This is a genomic window from Kitasatospora sp. NPDC006697 (assembly GCF_042869935.1).
Classification (GTDB): domain Bacteria; phylum Actinomycetota; class Actinomycetes; order Streptomycetales; family Streptomycetaceae; genus Kitasatospora.
Genome location: NZ_JBIAGU010000003.1, coordinates 328887 through 349778, shown reverse-complemented (window position 1 = coordinate 349778; position 20892 = coordinate 328887). Strand labels below are relative to the sequence as shown.

Genomic DNA, 20892 nt, shown 5'->3' with positions numbered 1-20892 from the left:
TTCGTCAGGTCCAGCGACCGCTGCCGTAGGCACCGGCTCCGGACAGGTAGCGCTCGCGCAGCAGGTGGCGGCGGACCTTGCCGGTGCCGGTGCGGGGCAGCGCCTCCCAGCCGAGCAGCACCGGCTCGGCCAGCGACGGCAGGTCGCGCACGGCGTGCCGCCAGCGGCCGGGGTCGAGCCGGTCGTCCCGGGTGACCAGCAACGGCAGCGGCGGCTGCCCGGGGCCGGCCCAGAGCACCACCGCCTCCTCCACCTCGGGCAGCCGCTCGTGCAGCACGTCCTCCAGCTCGACGCAGCTGCCCTCGGGCAGCATGTCCACCTCGCGGTCGAGCAGCCGGACGGTGCCGGCGCGGGTGCGCACCCCGAAGTCGCCGGTGTTGAACCAGCGGCCGTCGAGCTTGTCGGCCCAGCGCTCGGGCTCCCCCAGGTAGCCCTGGCAGAGCCCGGGCACCCTGGCCTGCAGCACTCCGGGCCGGCCGCGCCGCACCCGCTGCCCGGTGACCGGGTCGACCACGCGCAGCCCGACCCAGCCGGGCACCGGGCTGCCGAGGTCCCGGGTGGTGGGGTGGCGCTGGTCGCGGCGGGCCAGCGAGCGGCGGACCAGGAAACGGAAGGTCAGCGGGCCGGTCTCGCTCTGGCCCCAGGCCTGCATCCAGACCGGGTGCCGGCGCCGGCTGGCCGCCAGGAACTCCCGCACGGTGGGCGGGTGCACCGCGTCGAAGGTGCTGATGAACAGCCGCACCGCGGCGAACGCGCCGTCCGCCGCCCGCGGCTGCCACTGCTGGTAGGTGGCGGGCAGCGCCTCCAGCACGGTCGGCGGGTGCCGGTGCAGCAGCGGCAGCGCGGACTCGGGTTCCGGGTCGGCGACCAGCAGCGCGGTGCGCGGGCGGGCCCAGAGCGCGGAGACGGTCCAGGAGACGCCGCGGCCGTGGGCGAAGGAGACGGCACTCGCCACGGTGTCCTCGGCGCGCACCGAGGTGACCGGCCAGCGGCGCGTCTCGAACCCGGTGATCCGCCGGATCAGGCTGGTGGTGGAGTGCACCACCAGCTTGGGCAGTCCGGTGGTGCCGGAGGTGTGGATCACCACCAGCGGATCGTCGTCCGCGCGCCGGTGCACGGCCGGGACGGCGCCGCCGCGCAGCGTGGCCAGGTCGATGGCACCGGGCGCCGGGCCGTCCAGGCAGAGGGTGCGCAGCTTGGGCCGGCGCACACCCAGTGCCAGGGTGTAGCGGTCGGAGACCAGCACCCTGGGCTCCAGCCGGGCCAGCAGCGCGGCGAGCGCGTCGGGCCCCAGGTGGCTGGAGAGCAGCGCCGGGACCGCACCGATCCGGGCGGCCGCGGCTGCCAGCAGCGGGTAGTCCCAGTGGTTGCGCTTGTGGACCGCCACCCGGTCGCCGGGGCGCACCCCGGCGGCGGTCAGCGCGGCGGCGGTCTCCCGGACCAGTGCGGCCAGTTGCGGCACGGTCCACTCGCAGCCGGCCTCGGGCGCCAGGTCGAGCGGGCGGCTGAGCCGGACCACGGTGGGCGAGTCGCGCTCGGCCAGGGTGTCGAAGAGCGGCCCGAGGTCCAGCGGCCGGGGTCGCAGCAGTCTCACGCCGCACCGCCGTTGAGCAGGCAGGCGGCGATCAGCAGGGCGGTACAGACCCGGTGGGTGTGGATGCCGAGCCGGCGGGCCCGCAGGATCTCCCGGGAGCCGGCCACCAGGCCGAGGGTGAACTGCCCGGCCCGCAGCACGATCACCGGCACAGCGAGGGCGGCGAACCACCGCGGCGCGGCGCCGAGTTGGGCCGGCAGCACCAGCAGCGCGGCCTCGACCAGCGAGAGCGCCGCGACGAAGAGCGCGTTGCCGGCCGGCGGGGCGAGCACGGCGACGGTGCGACGGCCGACCGCGCGGTCCCCGGCGATGTCGTTGACGTTGGAGTAGACGCCGAACAGCAGCGGGCCGAGGCCGAAGACCAGGCCGAGCACCAGCGCGAAGCCGTCGGCCCGCCCGGTGACCAGGCCGTAGGGCGCGAGCACGAAGACCCAGCCGTAGGCGGCGAGCAGGAACTCCTGCCAGCCGCGGTAGCTGAGCCGCAGCCACCAGGAGTACTGGAACCCGGCGAACAGGCAGAGACCGGTCGCCGTCACCGCCCACCACGGCCGGTGCGGAGCGACCGCCAACGCGAGCCCCCAACAGGCGAACTGGACGGCGATCGCGCTCCAGGCGAAGCGCACCGCCTGCGCCTCGCCGAGCGCCCCGGTGATCAGCGGCTTGCGGGCCAGCCGCCGGGCGGGCGCGTCGGGGCCGTAGTTGGCCGCGTCGCTGCCGTCCCGGTAGCCGGTGACGTCGTCGAAGGAGCAGAGGCCGGCGAACATCGCCACGCCGCCGACCAGGAAGAGCCCGAGCACCGCCCAGCCGTCCGCGCCCAGCGGCTCGCCGGGCAGCAGCATGGCCAGCAGCAGCGGGGTGGCCAGGTAGTAGTCGTAGATGTCCAGCTTGGCCAGCCGGACGTAGACCCGCCAGCTCGGCGCGTACCCGGGCCGGGCCAGGACTGCTGTGTGGTCCACGGGGGTTGGGGTTCCTCTCAGGTGAAGGCGGGCCGCCGGGCCTGCACCGAGTACATGGCGCAGGAGGCGGCGGAGAACTCCGGGTGGCGCATCACCGCACGCACCGCGTCGAGCTGCCGGTCCGTCAGACCCTGCTCCAGCAGCCGGTGGCGGAGCGTGCGGGTGTGGCTGACCAGCAGCTCAAGGCCGGGGTGCCCGGCCCGCCAGAGCACCACCCGGGGCTGCGGGTCGACCGCGCAGAAGCCGGCCGCGCGCAGTTCGGCGGCGGCCTTGCGGCCCCACTGCGGATCGCCGCCGGCGGCGGCGAAGGCGCGGTTCTTGGCGGCCAGGAAGGTCTCGTAGAGCTCGGCGGAGGCGGCGTCGGGTGCGGTGAGCACCGGGCCGTAGGAGACGTCGAACTCGTCGACCTGCAGCCAGCCGCCGGGCTTCAGCGCGGTCAGCAGCCGGGCCAGCACCGCCGCGCGGTCCGGCAGCAGTTGCAGCACCAGCCGGGCGTGCGCCAGGTCGAACTCGCCCTCGGGCAGCGGGTCACGGGTGATGTCGTGGCGCATGGCCCGCAGTCCGGGGACCTCCGGGATGCGCTCGGGCGCCAGGTCGGTGGCCAGCACCCGGCCGCCCGGGGCGGTGCGTTCGGCCAGCCAGCGGGCGATCTCCCCCTCGCCGGCGCCGACTTCGAGGCAGTGCCAGCCGTCGGTCAGGCCGGTGGCGGCCAACCGCTCGATGGTGAAGGGGTCGTAGGCGGCGGAGCGGCTGGCGGCCTGGTCGCCGACCCGGTCGCCGAGGGCGGCGAAGACGTAGCGGCTCTCGGCCGTGGTGGGGGACATCGGTTCCTATGCAGACGGACGGGAACAAGCGGCGGGAGCCGCCGACGAGTCGGCGGCTCCCGGACTTCGCTGGGATCAGGCGAAGTTGGCGTCGAAGACACCCTGGGCGCGGGGCTGGAACTTGACCTCGCCGGTGATGCCCTCGAAGTTGCGGGTGCCACCGTTGACCACACCGGTGAAGCCGTTCTCGTTCGGCGCGGCGGCGTTGTCGCTGATCGGCAGCACGGCGCTGAAGGAGATCTCGCCCTGGTTGTTGATCCGGATGATGCCGGTGCAGTACGCGGTGTCCGAGGTGGCGCCGATCTGGTCCTTCGCACAGATGTCGTACGCGGTGCCGATCACGTTGCCGCCGGAGTCCTTGACCCGGGCGGTGCCACCGAAGGTGGAGCCGACCTGCTGGGCGGCCGAGGCCTCGTCGTTGGTGCCCGTGAAGTCCAGGGTCAGGGCCTGCACCGAGGCGACGCGGTGCGCCGCGGGGGCGTTGTCAGCGAGGGCCGGAACGCTCAGCGCGCCGACCGTACCCACGACCAGACCGGCGACCGCGAAGCCGACGGAGCGCTTGATCGTGACTCGTTGCATGGGTCCTCCTAGGACATTTCGGGCCGAGTGCCCGAGTTCGGCGCTAGTTGATCACAGCAGACTCACAACTCGTCACTCTCCGTGGCGCGGGCGGGTCGATCGCACCCGATCCCCTGGGGCCCTTGCACGCCAAGGGATCTTGGTCACGGGTCGGCGCGCGAAACGCCCGATCGGCCGGTCACCGGCTTCACTCGGACGGGGCGCCTCCTTCACCCGAACGGCGGCCGTGGAGCGGGCCGCCGCTACAACTCCTTCCAGGGCGCCGGAAAGGATGACTATCCATCAACTTGGTTCAAACGGCGGCAAACTCGCACACAACGTCGGCGATCCGCTGCACCTGCGCATCCGTCAGATGGGGGTACACCGGGATCGACAGCGCCCGTTCGGCCGCTCGGTCCGCGGCCGGCCAGGCGTCACCCGGCCGGACCAGCGGGGCGAAGGCGGGCTGCCGTGGCAGCGCCTGCGGGTAGTAGGCGTGCGAGGCGATCCCGTGGGCCGCCAGGTGCCCGGCCAGCTCCGCCCGCCGCTCCACCAGCAACGTGTACACGTAGTAGCAGCGCCCCTCGGTGCCGGGCGGCGGCGGCTGCACGCCGCGCTCCGCCAGCGGCGCGAACCGCTCGGTGTAGTAGGCGGCGATCTCGGCCCGGCGGGCCAGCCGGGCCGGCAGCCCGGGCAGCCGGTGGCGCTGGAAGGCGGCCTGCAGCTCGTCGAACCGGCTGTTCCAGCCGACCCGGTGGTGCAGGAACCGGTGGCGGCCGTCCTGCCCGTGGTTGCGCAGCATCCGCACGGTGCGGCCGATCTCCGGATCCCGGGTGACCACCGCGCCGCCCTCCCCCGGCATGCCGAAGCTCTTCACCTGTACGAAGGAGTAGACCCCGGCCTCGCCCCAGAGCCCGGCCGGCCGCCCGGCCAGCACCCCGCCCTGGGCCACCGCCGAATCCTCCACCAGCCGCAGGCCGTGGGCCCGCGCGAGCGCCGCGAAGGCCGGCAGGTCGGCCAGCACCGAGAACATGTGGGCCGGCATCAGCGCCTTGGTGCGCGGGGTGATCCGGCGCTCGGCGTCCGCGGGGTCGGCGGTCATGGTCCACGGGTCGATGTCGCAGAAGACCGGCCGGGCACCGAGCGCCAGCACGCTGGAGGCCAGCGGCGCGCAGCCGAAGGCCGGCACCACCACCTCGTCCGCCGGTCCGATCCCGAGCGCAGCCAGCACCAGGATCAGTCCGCTGGTCCCGCTGGAGCAGGCCACCACGTCGGCCGCGCCCAGCTGCTCGGCCAACTCCCGCTCCAGCAGGGCAGTCTGCTCGCCCAGGATGAACCGCTGGCTCGGCCCGGTGCCGATCTCCCGCAGCAGCCGCAGCAGTTCGGCCCGGTCGCCGTCGAAGAGGTCGGGCGGGAAGAACGGGATCCCGGTCAGCTCGGTGGTGGTCACCGGCCCTCCCGGTGGAACGCGCGGATCAGGTCGCAGACTGCGTCGAGCTGGCCCTCGGACAGCTCGGGGTGCAGCGGCAGCGCCAGGGTGCGCCGGCAGGCCGCCTCGGCGTGCGGGAACTGGCCCGGCCGGTGGCCGAGTTCGGCGAAGCAGGGCTGGGCCGGCAAGGTCGAGGGGTAGTAGACCTCGGTCTCCACGCCGTGTGCGGCCAGGTGGGCGGCCAGCTCGTCGCGCCGCTCGGTCTCGATCAGGTAGACGTAGAAGACCTGGCCCTCGACCCCGCCCACCGGCGGCCGCCGGAGCACTCCGGGCACCCCGGCCAGCCGCTCCTCGTAACCGGCGGCGAGCTCGGCCCGGCGGGCGATGTCGGCGTCCAGCCGGGTCAGCTTGGCCAGCAGCACGGCCGCCTGGAGGTCGTCCATCTTGCTGTTGAAACCGGGCAGCGAGCTGGCCGTGTTGATGGTCCGGAAGTCGCCGATGGTGCGGCCGGGCCGGCCGTGGTGGCGCAGCGCGTCCACGGTGGCGGCGATCGCGTCGTCGTCGGTGAGCACGGCGCCGGCGTCGCCGATCGCGCCCAGCGTCTTGGTCGGGAAGAAGGAGAGCACCCCGCCGGCGCCGAACAGCCCGGCGTGCCGGCCGCCGACCCGCATGCCGATCGCCTCCGCGCTGTCCTCCACCACGGTCAGCCCGCGCCGCCCGGCCAGTGCGCCGAGCCCGGCCAGGTCGGCGGTGCGGCAGAACAGGTGGACGGGCATGACGAACCTGGTCCGCCCGGTCAGCGCCGCCTCCGCCGCGGCCGGGTCCAGCCCGTAGGTCGCCGGGTCGATGTCGGCGAAGACCGGTCGCCCGCCGGCCAGCACCACCGAGGTGGCGGAGGCGGCGAAGCTGAAGGCCGGCACCACCACCTCGTCGCCGGGCGCCAGTCCGGCCGCGCGCAGCAGCAGCACCAGCGCGTCGGTGCCGCTGTTGACCCCGATCACGTGCCGGGCGCCGGTGTACTCGGCCAGCGCCCGCTCCAGCTCGGCCACCTGCCGGCCGTGCGAGAACTTGCCGTCGTCCAGCACCTCCACGGCGCGCCGCTCGATCAGCGGCCACAGCTCGGCGAAGCCGCGGGCCTGGGTGAAGAACGGCACGGCCGGACCGGCTCCGGCCTGCCGCGGCAGCGCACCGGTGGTGCCGGGTGCGGTGGGTGGCTGTGGCAACGGCCCGCCTCTCTCGGTCGCGGATCGGGTCCCGATGGCCACCGAGGCTATGTCAACTCGTGGGCGACGTACCGTCAAAAGAGTGCTCATCAGCCATAAACCACTCTTTAGTGAACCTAACAGCCCAAAGCGAGTTGACTTGGCGTCAGCATGATCGGCACGCTGGCGCCGCGGGCCCGCTGCGCCCGCTCCCCCGGCCCCCGAACTCCCTCGCCCCGAACTCCCGTTCCCGTCCCGGAGGTGGCACCGCGCGATGTTCCGCACCCTGATCGTCGGCCTCGGGCGGGCGGGTGCCGGTCTGCACCTGCCGGTGCTGCTGCGGCTGCGGCGCGAGCCCGGACGGCTGTTCGCCGACGCCCCGCTGCTCGGCGTGGATCCCGGTGCGGCCGCCTTACCGGAGTCGCCGGAGCTGCGTCTGCTGCCCTCGCTGGCCGCCGCCCGGCGGCAGCTCGATCCGGACCGGACCGTGGTGCACATCTGCACCCCGCCGCTGCGGCGCACCGAACTCATCAGCGAGGTAGCCGAATTGGGATTCCGGCGGCTGATCGTGGAGAAGCCGCTGGCGGCCGGTCCGGAGGATCTGGCGGCGCTGGACGAGCTGGTGCGGCGGGCCCGGTTGGAGGTGCTGGTGGTGGCCCCCTGGCTGGCCAGCGGGCTGACCGACCGGCTGGCCACCCTGGTCGGCACCGGCGACCTCGGCGAGCTGCGGCGGATCACGGTGCGCCAGCACAAGCCGCGGTTCCGCCGCTCGCTGGCCGACCGCGGCCACCCGACCGCCTTCGACGTCGAGATGCCGCACGCCCTCGGCGTGGCCCTGCGGCTGGCCGGGGACGGCGAGGTGGTGCAGGCCGACTGGCGCGACCTGCGGGTGGCCGGCCAGGTCCGCCCGGCGCTCGGCAGCGCCCGGCTGGTGCTGGCCCACCACGCCGGCGCCCGCACCGAGATCGTCTCCGACCTGGCCTCCCCGGTCCGCGAGCGGCGGATCACGCTGCGCTTCGCCCGGGCCACCGCGACCGGCCACTTCGCCGCCGGCGCCGATGACGAGTACGCCCAACTCCGGATCGGCGGGCGGCGGGTGAGCAGCCACGACGTCTTCCCCGACGACGCCTTGAGCAGCTACCTGCGGCGCGCCTACGCCCGCTTCCTGGCCGGCCCGGTGCCGCCGCGGGTCGAGTTCGACACCCAGCTGAGGGTGGTCCGGCTGCTGAGCGACGCCAAGCGGCTCAGCGGCGCGGACCTGATCATCGGATCGGCCGATACCGAACGGGAGTTGTCCTATGTCCACTGAGCTGTCCCCCGAGCTGACCACCGGCAACTCGCCCCCGCGGGACGGCGCCGCCGAGCCCCGGCTGCAGCGCGTCGGCTACTGCGGGATCACCGACGAGGCCGCCCCCGAGCTGGCCGGACAGCTCGCCGCCGCTCGCGAACTCGGCTGGCAGGCGATCGAGTTGCGCACCGTGGACGGCCAGCCGCTGGAGCTGCTGAACGGACCGGCGTTCGCCCGGGCCGCGGCCCGGATCGCCGAGGCGGGCCTGCGGGTGCCGGTGGTCGCCTCCCGGATCGGCGGCTGGGCCCGCCCGGTCAGCTGCGACCTGGACCAGGAGCTGGCCGAACTCGCCGTGCTGGCGGACCGCTGCGCGGCCCTCGGCAGCGGCTACCTGCGGATCATGTCCTACCCCAACGACGGCCTCACCGAGGTGGACTGGGAGCGCGAGGTGCTGCGCCGGGTGCGCGTGCTGGCCCGCGCCGCCGCCGACCTGGGCGTGGTGCTGCTGCACGAGAACTGCTCCGGCTGGGCCGGCCGCGACCCGGCCCGGGCGCTGCGTCTGCTGGACGCGGCCGGCACCGAGTCCTTCGGCCTGCTCTTCGACACCGGCAACGGCGCCGCCCACGACTACCGGGCCCTGGAGATGCTGCGCACCCTGGCCCCCTACGTGCGGCACGTGCAGGTGAAGGACGCGGTGGCCACCGCCGCCGGCGTCGAGTACCGGGTGCCCGGCGAGGGCGCGGCCGAGGTGGACCGCTGCCTGCGGCTGCTGCTGGAGGTCGGCTACCAGGGCCACTGGTCGATCGAGCCGCACCTCGCCGTCCGCCCGCACGAGGGCTTCCGGGACGAACCGGCCCGCTGCCGCGCCCTCTTCGCCCGCTGCGGACAGGCGCTGCGCGAGCTCGCCGAGGCGGCCGCGGCCGAGGGCGGCCACTGGCGGGGCAGCGCGGCCGGCCTGGAGTGGACGGCGCCGTGCTGACCGCCCCGGAGCCCGCGCCCGGCACCACCGCGCTGATCACCGAGCCGGACCGGGCCCTGCTGCTGGACCTGCTCGCGCTGCCCACCACCGGCCCGCTGGAGGGCGGCACCCCGCGGCTCTGGGAGGCCCAGAAGCGCTATGCGGCCGCGGCCGCCCCGCTCGGCTTCGACACCGTGCGGCACGGCCCGCCGGACCGGGCCTGGGTCGAACTGCCGGACGTGCCGCGCCCGGTGCGCGACGCCGCCGACGACCCGGGCTTCCTCGCCGAGCAGCCCTCGCTGCTGTTGCGGCTCGGCCCGGCCGGCGCCCCGCGCGAGCGCACCGTGATGTTCAACGTGCACCTGGACACCGTGGCCGGCCTGCAGCCGGTCCGGCACGACCCGGGCACCGACACCTTCCACGGCCGCGGCGCGGTGGACGCCAAGGGCCCGGCCGTTGCCCTGCTGGCCGGCCTGCGGGCCGCGCTGGCCGCCCGGCCGGGGCTGGCCGCACGCACCACCGTGCTGCTGCAGGCCGTGGCGGGCGAGGAGGGCGGTGCACTGGGCACCATCGGCACCCGCCCGCTGGTCGCGGCCGGCCACTTCGGCCGGCTGAACGTCTTCTGCGAGCCCACCGGCAACCGGGCGCTGACCCGCTGCACGGCCGCGATGACCGCCCGGATCACCACCGACGGCCAGGACGCGGTGGACGACCGCCCGTCGGCCGGCCACAACGCCACCGTGCTGCTCGGCTTCCTGGCCCAGCACCTGGCCGGCGCCGTCGCCCCGGGCGAGGGCCGGCTCTGCATCGCCGGCCTGCACACCGGCCACCTGCACAACCGGGTCTACGGCAAGGGCGAGCTGCTGATCAACCTGGCCTACCCGGACCTGGCCACCGCGGCCCGGCTCGAACAGGCCGTCACCGAGGCGCTGGCCGACGGCCTGCGGGCCTTCGCCGACCGCTTCGCCGCCAACCCGCTGCTGGCCCGCACCGCCGTGGACGCGGCCCGGATCACCCGGCTGGACTGGCTCAAGCGCGGCCTGCCGGCGCTGCGCCCGGCGGCCGGGGACGGCTGGCTGACCGGCCTGCTGGAGCGGGCCGGGATCGCCGGCTGGCCGGACGGGGAGCCCGGCTTCACCTGCGACGCGATCTGGCTGGCCGGCCATCCGGGCACCGCCACCGCCGTGCTCGGCCCGGGCACGCTGGCCGGCAACCACGCCCACGCGGACGGCGAGTTCGTGCGCACCGCCGAGCTGAACGGCTTCGCCCGCGCGGTGCGCGACCTGCTCTGCGCCTTCGACGCCGACCACAGTCCCGGACCGCTGTCCGCCCACCTACCCACCCAGGAGGCCCGCGCCGCATGTCGCTGACCACCCCCACGCTCGACGACCGGCACGCCGAGGGCGACGGTGCCCGGCTCGGCACCGCCCCGCCCGGCCCGCGCCCCGGCGCTGCCGTCCGCTACCCGGAGCTGCTGCGGTTCACCGCCGAGGTGTTCGCCACCCGCGGGCTGCCGGCCGCCCGGGCCAGGACGGCCGCCGAGGCGCTCTGCTACGGCGACCTGACCGGGCTGACCTCGCACGGCCTGGTCAACCTGACCCGGCTCTACCTGCCGCTGCTGGACGAGGGCCGGGCCGATCCGGCCGCCGAGCCCGAGGTGCTGGCCGACCGGGGCGCCGCGGTGCTGCTGGACGACCGGCGGGCGCTCGGCCTGTGGGCCGCCCCGGCCGCGATGGACCTGGCGGTGGAGCGGGCCGAGCGGTTCGGCGTCGGCCTGGTCTCGGTCCGCGGCGCGACCCACCTGGGCTGCGCCGGCTTCCACACCCTGCGGGCGGCCCGGCGCGGCATGATCGGGCTGCTGGCCGCCAACTGCGGTCGGCAGCGGATCGCCCGGCCGCCGGGCGGGCGGGTCACCATGCTGGGCACCAACCCGCTGAGCGTGGCCGCGCCGGCCGGCGGCCGGCTGCACCCGTTCGTGCTGGACATGAGCACCACGGCGGTGCCGACCGGCCGGGTGCGGGCCGCCGCCCGGGCCGGCCAGCCGGTGCCGGCCGGCTGGCTGGCCGACCAGCAGGGCGCGCCGGTGACCGACCCGGCCGCCTTCGACCGCGGCGACGCGCACCTGCTCTGGCTCGGCGGCGAGCCGCAGACCGGCGCCTACAAGGGCTACGGGCTGGGGCTGGTGGTGGAGGTGCTGGGCGCGCTGCTGGCCGGCGCGGGCCTGGGCCCAGAGCCGGCCGCGCTGACCGGGGACGGCCGGCCGAGCGGCCGGGACGACGACATCGGCTACCTGGCCCTGGCCATCGCCCCCGGCACGGTGCGCGACGGCGCCGAGTTCGCCGCCCAGGCGGCCGGGCTCTTCGGCACCCTGCTGGACTGCCCGCCGATCGACCCGGCCCGGCCGGTCGGCTACCCGGGCCACCCGGAGGGCGAGCTGGCGGAGCGCCAGCTGATCGGCGGGGTGCACCTGTCGCCGGCCCGGTTCCGCGAGCTGACCGAACTGGCCGGCGCCTGCGGGCTGACCCCGCCGCGCCCGATCGGCGCCGCCGCGGCCGAGGAGGTGACGGCATGACGCCCCGCCGGATCGCCGTGATCGGACTGGGCGTCATCTCCCGGTTCTACCTGGCCGCGATCGAGGCCGACCCGCGGTTCGAGCTGGCCGCGGTCTGCGACCTGGACGACGCCGCGCTGGCCGGGCACCTGGCGGCCGGACTGCCGGTCTTCCCCGACCACCGCGCGCTGCTGGCCGACGGGCCGGAGCTGGACGGCGCGGTGGTGACGGTGCCGAACGACGCGCACGCGCCGGTCTGCCGCGACCTGCTGGCGGCCGGACTGCCGGTCTGCGTGGAGAAGCCGCTGGCCACCCACCCGGCCGACGCCCGGGAGCTGGAGCGGCTGGCGGCCGAGCGCGGCACGGTGCTCTTCACCGCCTTCCACCGCCGCTACAACGCCCCGCTGCTGGAGCTGCTGGCCGGGCTCGACCAGCCGGTCCGGCAGGTCCGGGTGCGCTACTTCGAGCTGATCGAGGAGCACGTCGGCCGGGACCGCTGGTACCTGGACCCGGCGCGCTGCGGCGGCGGCTGCGTGGCCGACAACGGGCCGAACGCCTTCGACCTGGTCCGCCGCTGCCTGGGCGAGGCGCCGCTGACGGTGACCCGGGCCGAGATCGAGCGGGACGCCGCCGGGCTGGACCGGGAGGCGGTGGTGGACCTGGTAGCCGACGGGCCGCACCCGGTCCGGGCCAGGGTGGAGCTGGACTGGTCCTACCCGGGCGAGCTGAAGGACGTGCGGCTGATCCTGGCCGACGGCAGCGTCCGGACGGCCGACCTGCTGGCCGGGAATCCGGGCTTCAAGGAGTCGCTCTGGCACGAGTACCGGGGGATCCTGGCGGCCTTCGGCGCCGCGCTGGACGCCCCGGCCGGCCACCGCGACGGCGGCGCGCACGCCCTGCAGCTGGTGCACACCGCCTACCGGCTGGCCGCCACCGCCGTCACCCACCCCGCCATCCGCATCCCGCAGGAGGCCCGATGACCCTGCGGGAGACGGCGCTCCGGGAGGACGGCGCCAAGCGGCCGGTGGCCGGCGAGCTGGTGAAGGTGCTGGTGCACCGCCGGGACGACCGCGGCATGACGGTGGAGCCGTACGCCAGCCGCTGCGTGCGGGCGGGCGAGCTGCACGAGCTGGTCACCACGGACGTCGCGGACGGCACCCCGGGGACCCGGGTGGACCGGGTGGGCTTCCTCGGCTTCACCGAGATCTCCCGGGCCGGCGTGATCGACCGGGGCGACACGGTCTGGATCGGCGGCCGCCCGGTGGGCACGGTGCTGGGCTTCGACGCCTGCCACTTCCCCAACCACTACAACATCCTGATCAGCACGGGCGAGCCGGTGACCGGCGAGGAGCTGGGGCTGGCCCCGGAGGCCGAGGTGCGCTTCACCCAGGGATGAGAGTGGGGGCAGCCGTCCCGGGGGGAACGGACGGCTGCCCCGGCGGAGGTCCCACAACCGGCGCCGCTCGGGACGAACCCGCGGCGCCCGGTCCCACAGCGGGGACCTCCGGACCCGCGCACCGGAGGATTCCTGCCAGATCCTCGGTACAGCAACCATCCTGCCGAACCGCGCGGCGCCGGGCATCCGTACAAGGACCCCGGTCGTGGGGACCTTCGTCCCGCGGAGTGAACGCGTTGCTCACCTGATTGAGCCATCCGGTGGATAAGCTGCGCGCAGGGGCCGTGCGCTCAACGGGCGCTGGGGCCGGGGCAAGACGGCGGAGGTGGGCGGTACCGATGGCGCAGGCAAGGAAAGTCGGCATGTACGTGCTGGTGATCTTCGTGGGCTACACGATCATCCACTCCCCCGCACGCGCGGCCGAGCTGGTCCAATCGGGCTTCGAGGGCATCTCCGAGGCCGCCAAGGCGATCGGGCAGTTCATGACCGGCCTGATCAAGTGAGCCCCGGCGGCCGGTTCGAGGAGCGGACGGCCGCCGGGCCGCCGGCCCCGGTCGAGTAGCGTGGCCGGGACCCACCCTCACCTGCCTAGGAGCACCCCGTGATCCGCCACCTGGTCCTGTTCAAGCTGAACGAGGGCATCGCCAAGGACGACCCGCGCGTGCTGGCCGCCCACGAGGCCTTCGTCGGCCTCGACCGGAAGGTCCCCGAGTTGCTGGAGTGGCAGCACGGCTTCAACTTCAGCCCGCGCGACATCGCCCACGACTACGCACTGAGCAGCCTGTTCGCGGACGAGGCGGGCCTGGAGGCCTACGCCACCCATCCGGACCACGTGGCGGCCGGTGCGCTGTGGCGTGCGATCTCCACTCTCTCGGTGGTCGACTTCGTGGTCTGACCCGCCGTCCGATCGCCCGGTCGTGCCCGCACGACCCCCGGGCCCGCCGCCGTCGCCGACTTCCCGCCAGTCGCGCCGCGGACCGGCGGGCCCTGCTGCTGCCCGCCTCCGGTCAGCCGACGGGCCGTCAACACACCTGAGTCCGGTACTTGAACGGACCACGCCCGGCTTGTGATGCTATGACCGATTTGGCCGGGCAGGGCGAGGCGGTGAGCGAAGAGGGGGTGACCAGTCCGTGCCGATCCAGGAGAGCCAGCCGGACACGGCCGCGGACGCGGGCGCGGACCGGGGCACCGGCGCGGACGCGGAGCCGGAAGCCGGGGCGGGCGCGGAGCCGGCGGCCGGGACCCCCGAGGTCGCCCCCGAGCCGGAGGCGACCGGCGGCCCGATCGACGTGCGCACCCTGACCCGGGTGCTCTTCGAGCGGCTGGCCGAGCTGCCCGCCGAGGCCCCCGAGCGGGAGCAGGTCAGGGCGGCCCTGATCGAGGTCAACATCCCGCTGGTGCGGTACGCCGCGACCCGGTTCCGCAGCCGCAACGAGCCGATGGAGGACGTGGTCCAGGTCGGCACCATCGGCCTGATCAACGCGATCGACCGGTTCGACCCGACCCGCGGCGTGCAGTTCCCCACCTACGCGCTGCCGACCATCCTGGGGGAGATCAAACGTTACTTCCGGGACAACGTGCGCACCATGCACGTGCCGCGCCGGCTGCAGGAGCTCTGGGTCCAGGTCAGCGGCGCCATGGAGGAGCTGACGGTGACCCAGGGCCGCACCCCCAAGGTGCCGGAGATCGCCGCCAGCCTGCGCATCCCCGAGGAGGACGTCCGGGCCTGCCTGGACGCCGGCCGGGCCTACAACGCCGCCTCGCTGGAGGCCGCCCAGGAGCACGAGGGCGGCCTGGCCCTGCTGGACCGGCTCGGCTACGAGGACTCCGCGCTGACCGACGTGGAGCACCGCGACATGGTGCGCCACCTGCTGGTGCAGCTGCCGGAGCGCGAGCGCCGGATCGTGATGCTGCGGTTCTTCGCCAACCTGACGCAGTCGCAGATCTCCAACGAGCTGGGGATGTCGCAGATGCACGTCTCCCGGCTGCTCTCCAGGATTCTGACCAGGCTCAGGACCGGGAACTCCTGGGAGGAGTGAGCCCCGCTCCGGATCGCTGCGCGTTACCGGCGGGTGACATCTGGCGACGTTCGGGTTTGCCGTCCGCGATGTTCCGGTAAGCAAGCGGTGGGGGGCGTCGATCATTCGGCGCGGACCGGGGAGCCGCCGCTGCGGGGGCTCCCGTTCGACCTGTCACGAGGGGGTGGGTGCATGTCCGCAGAGCCGGACGGCGCGAAGATCCACGGTGGTACGGCGATCGCCGAGCACGCTCCGGAGCCCGGCGCCGCGGTGTCACCGCCGCCGGCCCTGGACACCCGCACGCTCTCCCGTTCGCTCTTCCGCCGGCTGGCCACCGTGGTGCCCGGCAGCGCCGAGCACGGCTATGTGCGGGACACCCTGATCGAGCTGAACCTGCCGCTGGTGCGGTACGCGGCGGCCCGGTTCCGCAGCCGCAACGAGCCGATGGAGGACATCGTCCAGGTCGGCACGATCGGCCTGATCAAGGCGATCGACCGGTTCGACCCGGACCGCGGGGTGGAGTTCCCGACCTTCGCGATGCCCACCGTGGTGGGCGAGATCAAGCGGTTCTTCCGGGACACCAGCTGGTCGGTCCGGGTGCCGCGCCGGCTGCAGGAGCTGCGGCTGGCGCTCACCAAGACGGGCGACGAGCTCGCCCAGCGCCTCGACCGCTCCCCCACCGTGGCCGAGCTGGCCGCCAGCCTCGGGGTGAGCGAGGAGGAGGTGGTGGAGGGCCTGGCCGTCGGCAACGCCTACACCGCCAGCTCGCTGGACTCCGGCCCCGGCGAGGAGGACGGCGACGGTCCGCTGGCCGACCGGCTCGGCTACGAGGACCTGGCGCTGGAGGGCGTGGAGTACCGCGAGTCGCTGAAGCCGCTGCTGGCCAAGCTGCCGCCCCGGGAGCGCCGGATCATCATGCTGCGGTTCTTCGGCAACCTGACGCAGTCCCAGATCGGCGAGGAGATCGGCATCTCGCAGATGCACGTCTCCCGGCTGCTCACCAAGACCCTGACCCAGCTGCGCGAGGGCCTGACCTCGGAGGGCTGACCCGGGGCCGGGCGCCCCGGGTCAGGCCAGGTCCTCCAGCAGGTTCTTGCGCAGACCGGCCAGGACGGCGTCGTCCAGGCCCAGGCCGGTCCGCCAGAAGTCGTGGAAGTCGGCCCAGCCGACCTCCACCTCCTCGAACGCGGCCTCCAGGTAGCTGCGGTCGGCGGTGAAGATCGGCCGCAGCAGCTCCGGCTCGGCCATCAGCCCCCGGGTGCCGTAGCTCGCCACCAGGGTGTCCACCAGCGCGCCCACGCGCACATTGGTCTCCAGGTAGTCCGCCAGCACCGTCTCGCGGTCCACCCCGAGCGCGGTGAGCAGCAGCGCGGCCATCCAGCCGGTGCGGTCCTTGCCCGCCGTGCAGTGGAAGAGCACCGGCGGCGCCGCCGGCTCGGCCAGCAGCCGCAGCACCGTGGCGAACCGCTCCCGGGCCACCCGGTCGGTGACGAACCAGCGGTAGAGCCCGATCATCATCCGCGCCGCCCCGCCGTCGCCGAGCTCCGCCCGGGCGGCCACCGGGTCGCACTCGGCCACCGTGCGGCGCAGCACCGCCGCGATGTCCAGCTCCCGGGCGTGCACCGGCAGGTGGTGCAGGGTCGGGGAGTCCGGGTCCACGCCGGGCAGCACCAGCGGGTCGCCGCCGTCCAGGGGCAGCACCGCCACCGCCAGGCCGGGCATCAGGTCGGGCCCGGCGTCCCGGACCTCCTCCAGCGAGCGCAGGTCCACCACGTGCCGCACCCCGAGCGCGCCGAGCAGCGCGCCGTCGGCCTCCTGCAGCCGGTGCAGCCCGTCGCTGCGCAGCGCCACGCCATGCCGGAGCACCCGGCCGTCCGCCGTCCGGTAGCCGCCCAGGTCGCGGGCGTTGACGGCGCCGGCCAGGCCGAGGCTGCGGGCTGGCGGGACCGGCACCGCGAGGACGGTCTGGGGCTGCACGGGCTGCTCGGTCACGGGGTCTGTCTCCTGGCTCGCCGCGGCGGCGCCGATCGCGCCGCCGTCCGCCCAGGGTACGGAGCCGGGCCCGGCCGGGACAGGCCCGCGGGCCGATCCGCGGACCGGGTCCGGTCCCCGCTGCTACTTGACGGCCAGCCAGACGACGCCGACCACCACGACCAGCGCGACGACCACGCCGAGCGCGATCACGCCGGTGCGGCTGCTGCCGCCGCTGCTGCTGCCGCTGCGGTGCACGGAGACATTGGTCTGGCCCTGGGCCTGCGGGGTCTCGACGAAGGCCCGGAACATCTGGGTGCTCCCGGCGGGGTCTTCATAGTTGTTCTCAGCCATGGCACCGGACTCTAGCCAATGCCGTGCGTCCCGGGACAGCCCGGACCCCTCCGGGGAGTGACGTCCGGCCCGGAATTCCGGCCGGGCCCGCCGGGTTGTCCCCCTTCATGACCGATACTGTGCGCACCACCCCGGAGCAGGTCCGGCTCGGCCGCTCCGAGCTGTCCGTCTTCCCGTTCGCGCTGGGCGGCAACGTCTTCGGCTGGACCGCCGACCAGGACGCCTCCTTCGCCGTGCTGGACGCCTACGCCGCGGCCGGCGGCAACTTCGTCGACACCGCCGACGTCTACTCGGCCTGGGTGCCGGGCCACCGGGGCGGCGAGTCCGAGACGGTGCTCGGTGCCTGGCTGCGCGAGCGCGGCAACCGGGACTCGGTGGTGGTGGCCACCAAGGTCGGCATCCACCCCGACGCCACCGGCCTGAGCGCCGCCAACATCCGCTCGGCCACCGAGGACTCGCTGCGCCGGCTCGGCATCGAGACCATCGACCTGCTCTACACCCACCGGGACGACCCCGAGGTGCCGGTGGAGGAGTTCGTCACCGCGCTGGACGCGCTGGTGCGGGAGGGCAAGGTGCGCGCCGTGGCCGCCTCCAACATCTCCGCCGAGCGGCTGACCGACTCGCTGGCGTTCGCCGCGAAGGAGGGCCTGGCCCGCTACGAGGCGCTGCAGCCGCACTACAACCTGGTCTCCCGGGACACCTACGAGGGCCCGCTGGCCGCCGTCGCCGCCGAGCACGAGGTCTCCGCGGTGCCGTACTTCGCGCTCGCCGCCGGGTTCCTGACCGGCAAGTACCGGCCGGGCGGCCCGGCGGTGCAGAGCGCCCGCTCCCAGGGCGCCTCCCGCTACCTGGAGGACCCGCGGGCGCTGCGGGCGCTGGCCGCCGTCGACACGGTGGCCGAGGCGCGCGGCGTCGAGCCCGCCACGGTGGCGATCGCCTGGCTGGCCGCCCAGCCGACCGTGGTCGCGCCCATCGCCAGCGCCCGCACCCCCGAGCAGCTGGTCCCGCTGCTGGCCGGGGTCGGGCTGGAGCTGGGCGCGGAGGAGCTGGCACTGCTGGACGCGGCCTCCTCCTGAACGCGGCTGCGCCCGGCCGCCCGCGGGGTGCGGGCGGCCGGGCGCACGGCCGGACGGGCGGCGAGGGCTACGGGCGACCCATGTGGGTCGGGTAGTAGCCGCTGTTGAGGGTGGAGATGCGGACGTTCCTGCCCGGGCGCGGGGCCTCGACGTACTGGTTGTCGCCCAGGTAGATCGCCACGTGGTGGATGCCGGAGGCGCGGCCGGAATCCGACCAGAAGATCAGGTCGCCGCGCCGCAGCCGGCCCGGGCTGATCGGGGTGGTGGCCGCGTACTGGTCGTCCGCCACCCGTGGCAGGTCGATGCCCGCCCTGCGGTAGGCCTGCTGCACCAGGCCCGAGCAGTCGTAGCCGTCCGGGCCGTCGCCGCCCCACACGTACGGCTTGCCGAGCTGGGCGAGGGCGTAGGCGATGGCGGGTTCGGTGCTGTTGGTGGAGGCGGGGGTGGGGGTGGGGGTGCCGGTGGGCGCGGGTTGCTGCTGCTGGTGGGTGCGGCTGAGGTAGATGTCGTAGTGGACGGTGTAGCGCCACTCGCCCGCTTCGTTCTTGAACCAGTAGCGGGAGCCGTCCCAGCCCTGGCGCATCCCGCTGCCGTCGTCCTCGGCGGACTGCGGTTGCTGCGGTTGCTGCGGTTGCTGCTGTTGCTGCTGTTGCTGCTGCTGGGCCTGCTGGCCGGTGCGGCTGAGGTAGACGTCGTAGTGGACGGTGTAGCGCCACTCGCCGGCCTCGTTCTTGAACCAGTAGCGGGAGCCGTCCCAGCCCTGGCGCATCCCGCTGCCGTCGTCCTCGGCGGACTGCGGTTGCGGCTGTTGCTGCTGGGCCTGCTGGCCCGTGCGGCTCAGGTACACGTCGTAGTGGACGGTGTAGCGCCACTCGCCCGCCGCGTTCCGGAACCAGTACCGCGAGCCGTCCCAGCCCGCGTGGCTGGGGGCCGGCTCGGCCATCGCGACCCCGGTGCCGAGCACCGCGGCGCCGGAGAGCACCGTGGTGGCCACGCAGGCGCTGCGGACGGCCAGGCCCAGGGGCGGTATTCGCCCGGCCCGCTGCGAGGGCCGCTGCTGACGGAGCGCCAGGAGGGAGGCGTGCGAGCGGCACGGGCCGCACGGGCAGCCGCCGGGGGCCGGCAGGTTGCCGATCCGCTCCTCGAAGCCGATCAGCGCGGGGTCGGTGGCTATCTTCATGCTCGATTCCCTTCCTTGCTCGCTGCCCCGTTCCTGGCGGCCCCCCGGACCACCGGTGCCGGGACCGTCCCGGGCAGCGGATTCGCCACCCCGGCGGGCGCGACGAACGCCACCAGCAGCTGCTCCATCAGGGCGCTGCGGGCCGCCTCGTCCAACTCGTGGGCGGTGGCGCGCTCCAGCCGGCGCACCGCCAGCGCGGCCGCCTCCACCGCGTCGTCGACCAGGACCGTGCGCAGGCCGGCGTCCAGGTCGGCGAGCCGGCGGCGGCGCACCGAGTCGGCCACCTCCGGCGCGTACTCCAGGGCCAGCGGCTGCACCGAGAAGACCTCCAGCCCCGCCGGCGCCACCTCCGCCGCCAGGCCGCGGCTCAGCTCGTCGGCGAACCACTGCCCGTCGCGCAGCGCGGGCCCGGGGCCGGCGTTGCTGTCGCACGGCAGGGTGCTCGCGGTCCGGGTGAGCACGGCGTGGATCTGCTCGCGCAGGTAGGCCTCGTGGTCCGCGACGGCGAACTCGGCCCGCGCGGTGTCCTTGATCCGCCAGACCACCAGCAGCCGCACCACGATCGGCATCCCGACCCGGTCGGTCACCTGCACCGGCTCGCTGCGCCAGTGCCGCAGCCGGACGTCCACCCGGCGCCGCCGCAGCAGCGGGTTCACCCAGAGCAGGCCGGCCCGGCGCACCGTGCCCCGGTAGCGCCCCCAACTGCTGAGCACCCGGGTCTCGCCGGCCCGGTTCGCCAGCAGCCCGGTCAGCGCGACCAGGCCGGCCAGCGCCGCCGCCGTGACGGCCCCCAGCATCCAGTCGGTCACCGCCGCCCGCCCCAGCTCCTTCGCCGCCGCACCGCGCAGGTCCGGCAGCCCGCCCCACTGCGGCAGCACCCCGGCCCGGGCCAGCACCGCGACCACCGAGACCGCCGCCAGCACCATCGCGAGCAGCGCCACCCACCCCGGCAGCGCCAGCGCGGGCCGCTCCCGCAGCTCCGGATCCACCTTGGGCGGCCGGCGGGAGGCGGTTTCGGTGCGACTGTCCACAGCCTGTGGACGGCTCCGCGGGGTGGTGGAGGCGGCCACCGTGGAAGCGGCCACCGTGGAGACGGCCACCTTGGGCGCGGCGGCCGGGGCCGGGACCGCGAGCAGTTCGGTGGGCTCCGACTCCCCACTTGGCGGCGCTTCCCGCTTCGGCAGGGGGGTCGCCCCGGCGAGAGTACGGCGGGCGGTGTCGGGCGGGACGTCCATGCGGGGATCCTCAGGGCTCGGGATCTGACGAGCAGTGCGAGAGTCAGGCTAAGTACATAAGTCCTCAAATGCGACATATGACTGTCGGTGTGTCAGGGGTGGATCCCGCTGCGACGACTGGTGTATGTGCAGGTCACTGACGGTGCGCCAGGCGGGAGGAGGGGCGGGGGATGCCACCCGATTGGGCGCGGAGGGGGCGAGAGACACGCGGGAGGGGCAGGGGGTGTGCGGAGAGGAAGTAGTCGCGGTGCGCGTCTCCAGAGCACGGCCAACCCGGGACGCCCAGCCGCCGGCCCGGCGCC

Annotated in this window: 21 protein-coding genes; 11 read left to right on the top strand and 10 right to left on the bottom strand. The window is 75.0% G+C overall.

The annotated features are described in order from the left end of the window. Window positions 1-4: 4 nt before the first annotated feature. The 6 genes from ACFYNO_RS06775 to ACFYNO_RS06750 all read right to left on the bottom strand — a co-directional run bounded on the left by ACFYNO_RS06775 (window position 5) and on the right by ACFYNO_RS06750 (window position 6584). On the bottom strand, window positions 5-1594 hold the full coding sequence (locus ACFYNO_RS06775) for a class I adenylate-forming enzyme family protein (protein WP_388006361.1): 1590 nt from the start codon (window positions 1592-1594) through the stop codon (window positions 5-7). Further along, on the bottom strand, window positions 1591-2550 hold the full coding sequence (locus ACFYNO_RS06770) for a UbiA family prenyltransferase (RefSeq protein ID WP_388006358.1): 960 nt from the start codon (window positions 2548-2550) through the stop codon (window positions 1591-1593). Before ACFYNO_RS06770 ends, ACFYNO_RS06775 begins: the two co-directional genes overlap by 4 nt. Before the next feature lie 17 nt (window positions 2551-2567). After that, window positions 2568-3374, bottom strand: coding sequence for a class I SAM-dependent methyltransferase (locus tag ACFYNO_RS06765; RefSeq protein WP_388006355.1), 807 nt, complete (start codon window positions 3372-3374; stop codon window positions 2568-2570). A gap of 75 nt (window positions 3375-3449) precedes the next feature. Further along, window positions 3450-3953 (bottom strand): hypothetical protein, encoded by a 504-nt coding sequence (locus ACFYNO_RS06760; protein ID WP_388006352.1) that lies wholly within the window; start codon window positions 3951-3953, stop codon window positions 3450-3452. A gap of 292 nt (window positions 3954-4245) precedes the next feature. Continuing rightward, window positions 4246-5382, bottom strand: coding sequence for a DegT/DnrJ/EryC1/StrS family aminotransferase (locus tag ACFYNO_RS06755; protein ID WP_388006349.1), 1137 nt, complete (start codon window positions 5380-5382; stop codon window positions 4246-4248). Further along, window positions 5379-6584 carry a DegT/DnrJ/EryC1/StrS family aminotransferase gene (locus ACFYNO_RS06750; protein WP_388006346.1) on the bottom strand — a complete coding sequence of 402 codons (1206 nt, stop codon included), beginning with the start codon at window positions 6582-6584 and terminating at the stop codon, window positions 5379-5381. Before ACFYNO_RS06750 ends, ACFYNO_RS06755 begins: the two co-directional genes overlap by 4 nt. A gap of 253 nt (window positions 6585-6837) precedes the next feature. On the opposite strand from ACFYNO_RS06750, the gene ACFYNO_RS06745 reads away from it, so the two are divergent. The 10 genes from ACFYNO_RS06745 to ACFYNO_RS06700 all read left to right on the top strand — a co-directional run bounded on the left by ACFYNO_RS06745 (window position 6838) and on the right by ACFYNO_RS06700 (window position 15821). After that, window positions 6838-7872: a Gfo/Idh/MocA family oxidoreductase gene (locus ACFYNO_RS06745; protein WP_388006343.1), complete on the top strand. Its 1035-nt coding sequence runs from the start codon at window positions 6838-6840 to the stop codon at window positions 7870-7872. Further along, window positions 7862-8830 (top strand): sugar phosphate isomerase/epimerase family protein, encoded by a 969-nt coding sequence (locus tag ACFYNO_RS06740; protein ID WP_388006340.1) that lies wholly within the window; start codon window positions 7862-7864, stop codon window positions 8828-8830. The genes ACFYNO_RS06745 and ACFYNO_RS06740 overlap by 11 nt, the downstream gene beginning before the upstream one ends. Next, window positions 8824-10179, top strand: coding sequence for a M20/M25/M40 family metallo-hydrolase (locus ACFYNO_RS06735; protein WP_388006337.1), 1356 nt, complete (start codon window positions 8824-8826; stop codon window positions 10177-10179). Before ACFYNO_RS06740 ends, ACFYNO_RS06735 begins: the two co-directional genes overlap by 7 nt. Then, complete coding sequence (locus ACFYNO_RS06730; RefSeq protein ID WP_388006334.1) at window positions 10170-11381, top strand: Ldh family oxidoreductase; 1212 nt, start codon at window positions 10170-10172, stop codon at window positions 11379-11381. Before ACFYNO_RS06735 ends, ACFYNO_RS06730 begins: the two co-directional genes overlap by 10 nt. Continuing rightward, complete coding sequence (locus tag ACFYNO_RS06725) at window positions 11378-12340, top strand: Gfo/Idh/MocA family protein (protein ID WP_388006331.1); 963 nt, start codon at window positions 11378-11380, stop codon at window positions 12338-12340. Before ACFYNO_RS06730 ends, ACFYNO_RS06725 begins: the two co-directional genes overlap by 4 nt. Beyond that, complete coding sequence (locus ACFYNO_RS06720) at window positions 12337-12756, top strand: DUF6917 domain-containing protein (protein ID WP_388006328.1); 420 nt, start codon at window positions 12337-12339, stop codon at window positions 12754-12756. Before ACFYNO_RS06725 ends, ACFYNO_RS06720 begins: the two co-directional genes overlap by 4 nt. A gap of 338 nt (window positions 12757-13094) precedes the next feature. Continuing rightward, complete coding sequence (locus ACFYNO_RS06715; RefSeq protein ID WP_388006325.1) at window positions 13095-13259, top strand: hypothetical protein; 165 nt, start codon at window positions 13095-13097, stop codon at window positions 13257-13259. Window positions 13260-13357: 98 nt separating this feature from the next. Then, window positions 13358-13651: a Dabb family protein gene (locus tag ACFYNO_RS06710; protein WP_388006322.1), complete on the top strand. Its 294-nt coding sequence runs from the start codon at window positions 13358-13360 to the stop codon at window positions 13649-13651. 235 nt (window positions 13652-13886) lie between these two features. Next, window positions 13887-14795, top strand: coding sequence for an RNA polymerase sigma factor SigF (locus ACFYNO_RS06705; protein ID WP_388006319.1), 909 nt, complete (start codon window positions 13887-13889; stop codon window positions 14793-14795). Window positions 14796-14966: 171 nt separating this feature from the next. After that, window positions 14967-15821, top strand: coding sequence for an RNA polymerase sigma factor SigF (locus ACFYNO_RS06700; RefSeq protein WP_388006316.1), 855 nt, complete (start codon window positions 14967-14969; stop codon window positions 15819-15821). Between the two features lie 21 nt (window positions 15822-15842). On the opposite strand, the gene ACFYNO_RS06695 is transcribed toward ACFYNO_RS06700, so the two are convergent. Beyond that, window positions 15843-16766 carry a tyrosine-protein phosphatase gene (locus ACFYNO_RS06695; RefSeq protein ID WP_388006313.1) on the bottom strand — a complete coding sequence of 308 codons (924 nt, stop codon included), beginning with the start codon at window positions 16764-16766 and terminating at the stop codon, window positions 15843-15845. A 123-nt stretch (window positions 16767-16889) separates the two neighbouring features. Further along, window positions 16890-17099: a hypothetical protein gene (locus ACFYNO_RS06690; RefSeq protein ID WP_388006310.1), complete on the bottom strand. Its 210-nt coding sequence runs from the start codon at window positions 17097-17099 to the stop codon at window positions 16890-16892. 107 nt (window positions 17100-17206) lie between these two features. Here ACFYNO_RS06690 and ACFYNO_RS06685 point away from each other — a divergent pair, with 107 nt between their 5' ends. Continuing rightward, a complete protein-coding gene (locus ACFYNO_RS06685) occupies window positions 17207-18175 on the top strand; it encodes an aldo/keto reductase (protein ID WP_388006307.1) in 969 nt (322 codons plus the stop codon). Between the two features lie 67 nt (window positions 18176-18242). Here the strand turns inward: ACFYNO_RS06685 and ACFYNO_RS06680 are convergent, their stop codons facing one another. Both ACFYNO_RS06680 and ACFYNO_RS06675 read right to left on the bottom strand, forming a co-directional pair. Continuing rightward, window positions 18243-19355, bottom strand: coding sequence for a C40 family peptidase (locus ACFYNO_RS06680; RefSeq protein ID WP_388006304.1), 1113 nt, complete (start codon window positions 19353-19355; stop codon window positions 18243-18245). Then, the gene (locus tag ACFYNO_RS06675; protein ID WP_388006301.1) at window positions 19352-20590 is read right to left on the bottom strand and encodes an SPFH domain-containing protein; all 1239 of its coding nucleotides are present in this window, start codon (window positions 20588-20590) and stop codon (window positions 19352-19354) included. The genes ACFYNO_RS06680 and ACFYNO_RS06675 overlap by 4 nt, the downstream gene beginning before the upstream one ends. Window positions 20591-20892: the final 302 nt, after the last annotated feature.

Excerpts from the sequence above, each read along its gene's own strand:
- ACFYNO_RS06765 (WP_388006355.1), bottom strand. The coding sequence starts at position 3,374 with ATGTCCCCCACCACGGCCGAGAGCCGCTACGTCTTCGCCGCCCTCGGC.
- ACFYNO_RS06760 (WP_388006352.1), bottom strand. The coding sequence starts at position 3,953 with ATGCAACGAGTCACGATCAAGCGCTCCGTCGGCTTCGCGGTCGCCGGT.
- ACFYNO_RS06745 (WP_388006343.1), top strand. The coding sequence starts at position 6,838 with ATGTTCCGCACCCTGATCGTCGGCCTCGGGCGGGCGGGTGCCGGTCTG.
- ACFYNO_RS06740 (WP_388006340.1), top strand. The coding sequence starts at position 7,862 with ATGTCCACTGAGCTGTCCCCCGAGCTGACCACCGGCAACTCGCCCCCG.
- ACFYNO_RS06730 (WP_388006334.1), top strand. The coding sequence starts at position 10,170 with ATGTCGCTGACCACCCCCACGCTCGACGACCGGCACGCCGAGGGCGAC.
- ACFYNO_RS06725 (WP_388006331.1), top strand. The coding sequence starts at position 11,378 with ATGACGCCCCGCCGGATCGCCGTGATCGGACTGGGCGTCATCTCCCGG.
- ACFYNO_RS06720 (WP_388006328.1), top strand. The coding sequence starts at position 12,337 with ATGACCCTGCGGGAGACGGCGCTCCGGGAGGACGGCGCCAAGCGGCCG.
- ACFYNO_RS06715 (WP_388006325.1), top strand. The coding sequence starts at position 13,095 with ATGGCGCAGGCAAGGAAAGTCGGCATGTACGTGCTGGTGATCTTCGTG.
- ACFYNO_RS06700 (WP_388006316.1), top strand. The coding sequence starts at position 14,967 with ATGTCCGCAGAGCCGGACGGCGCGAAGATCCACGGTGGTACGGCGATC.
- ACFYNO_RS06690 (WP_388006310.1), bottom strand. The coding sequence starts at position 17,099 with ATGGCTGAGAACAACTATGAAGACCCCGCCGGGAGCACCCAGATGTTC.
- ACFYNO_RS06685 (WP_388006307.1), top strand. The coding sequence starts at position 17,207 with ATGACCGATACTGTGCGCACCACCCCGGAGCAGGTCCGGCTCGGCCGC.
- ACFYNO_RS06680 (WP_388006304.1), bottom strand. The coding sequence starts at position 19,355 with ATGAAGATAGCCACCGACCCCGCGCTGATCGGCTTCGAGGAGCGGATC.
- ACFYNO_RS06675 (WP_388006301.1), bottom strand. The coding sequence starts at position 20,590 with ATGGACGTCCCGCCCGACACCGCCCGCCGTACTCTCGCCGGGGCGACC.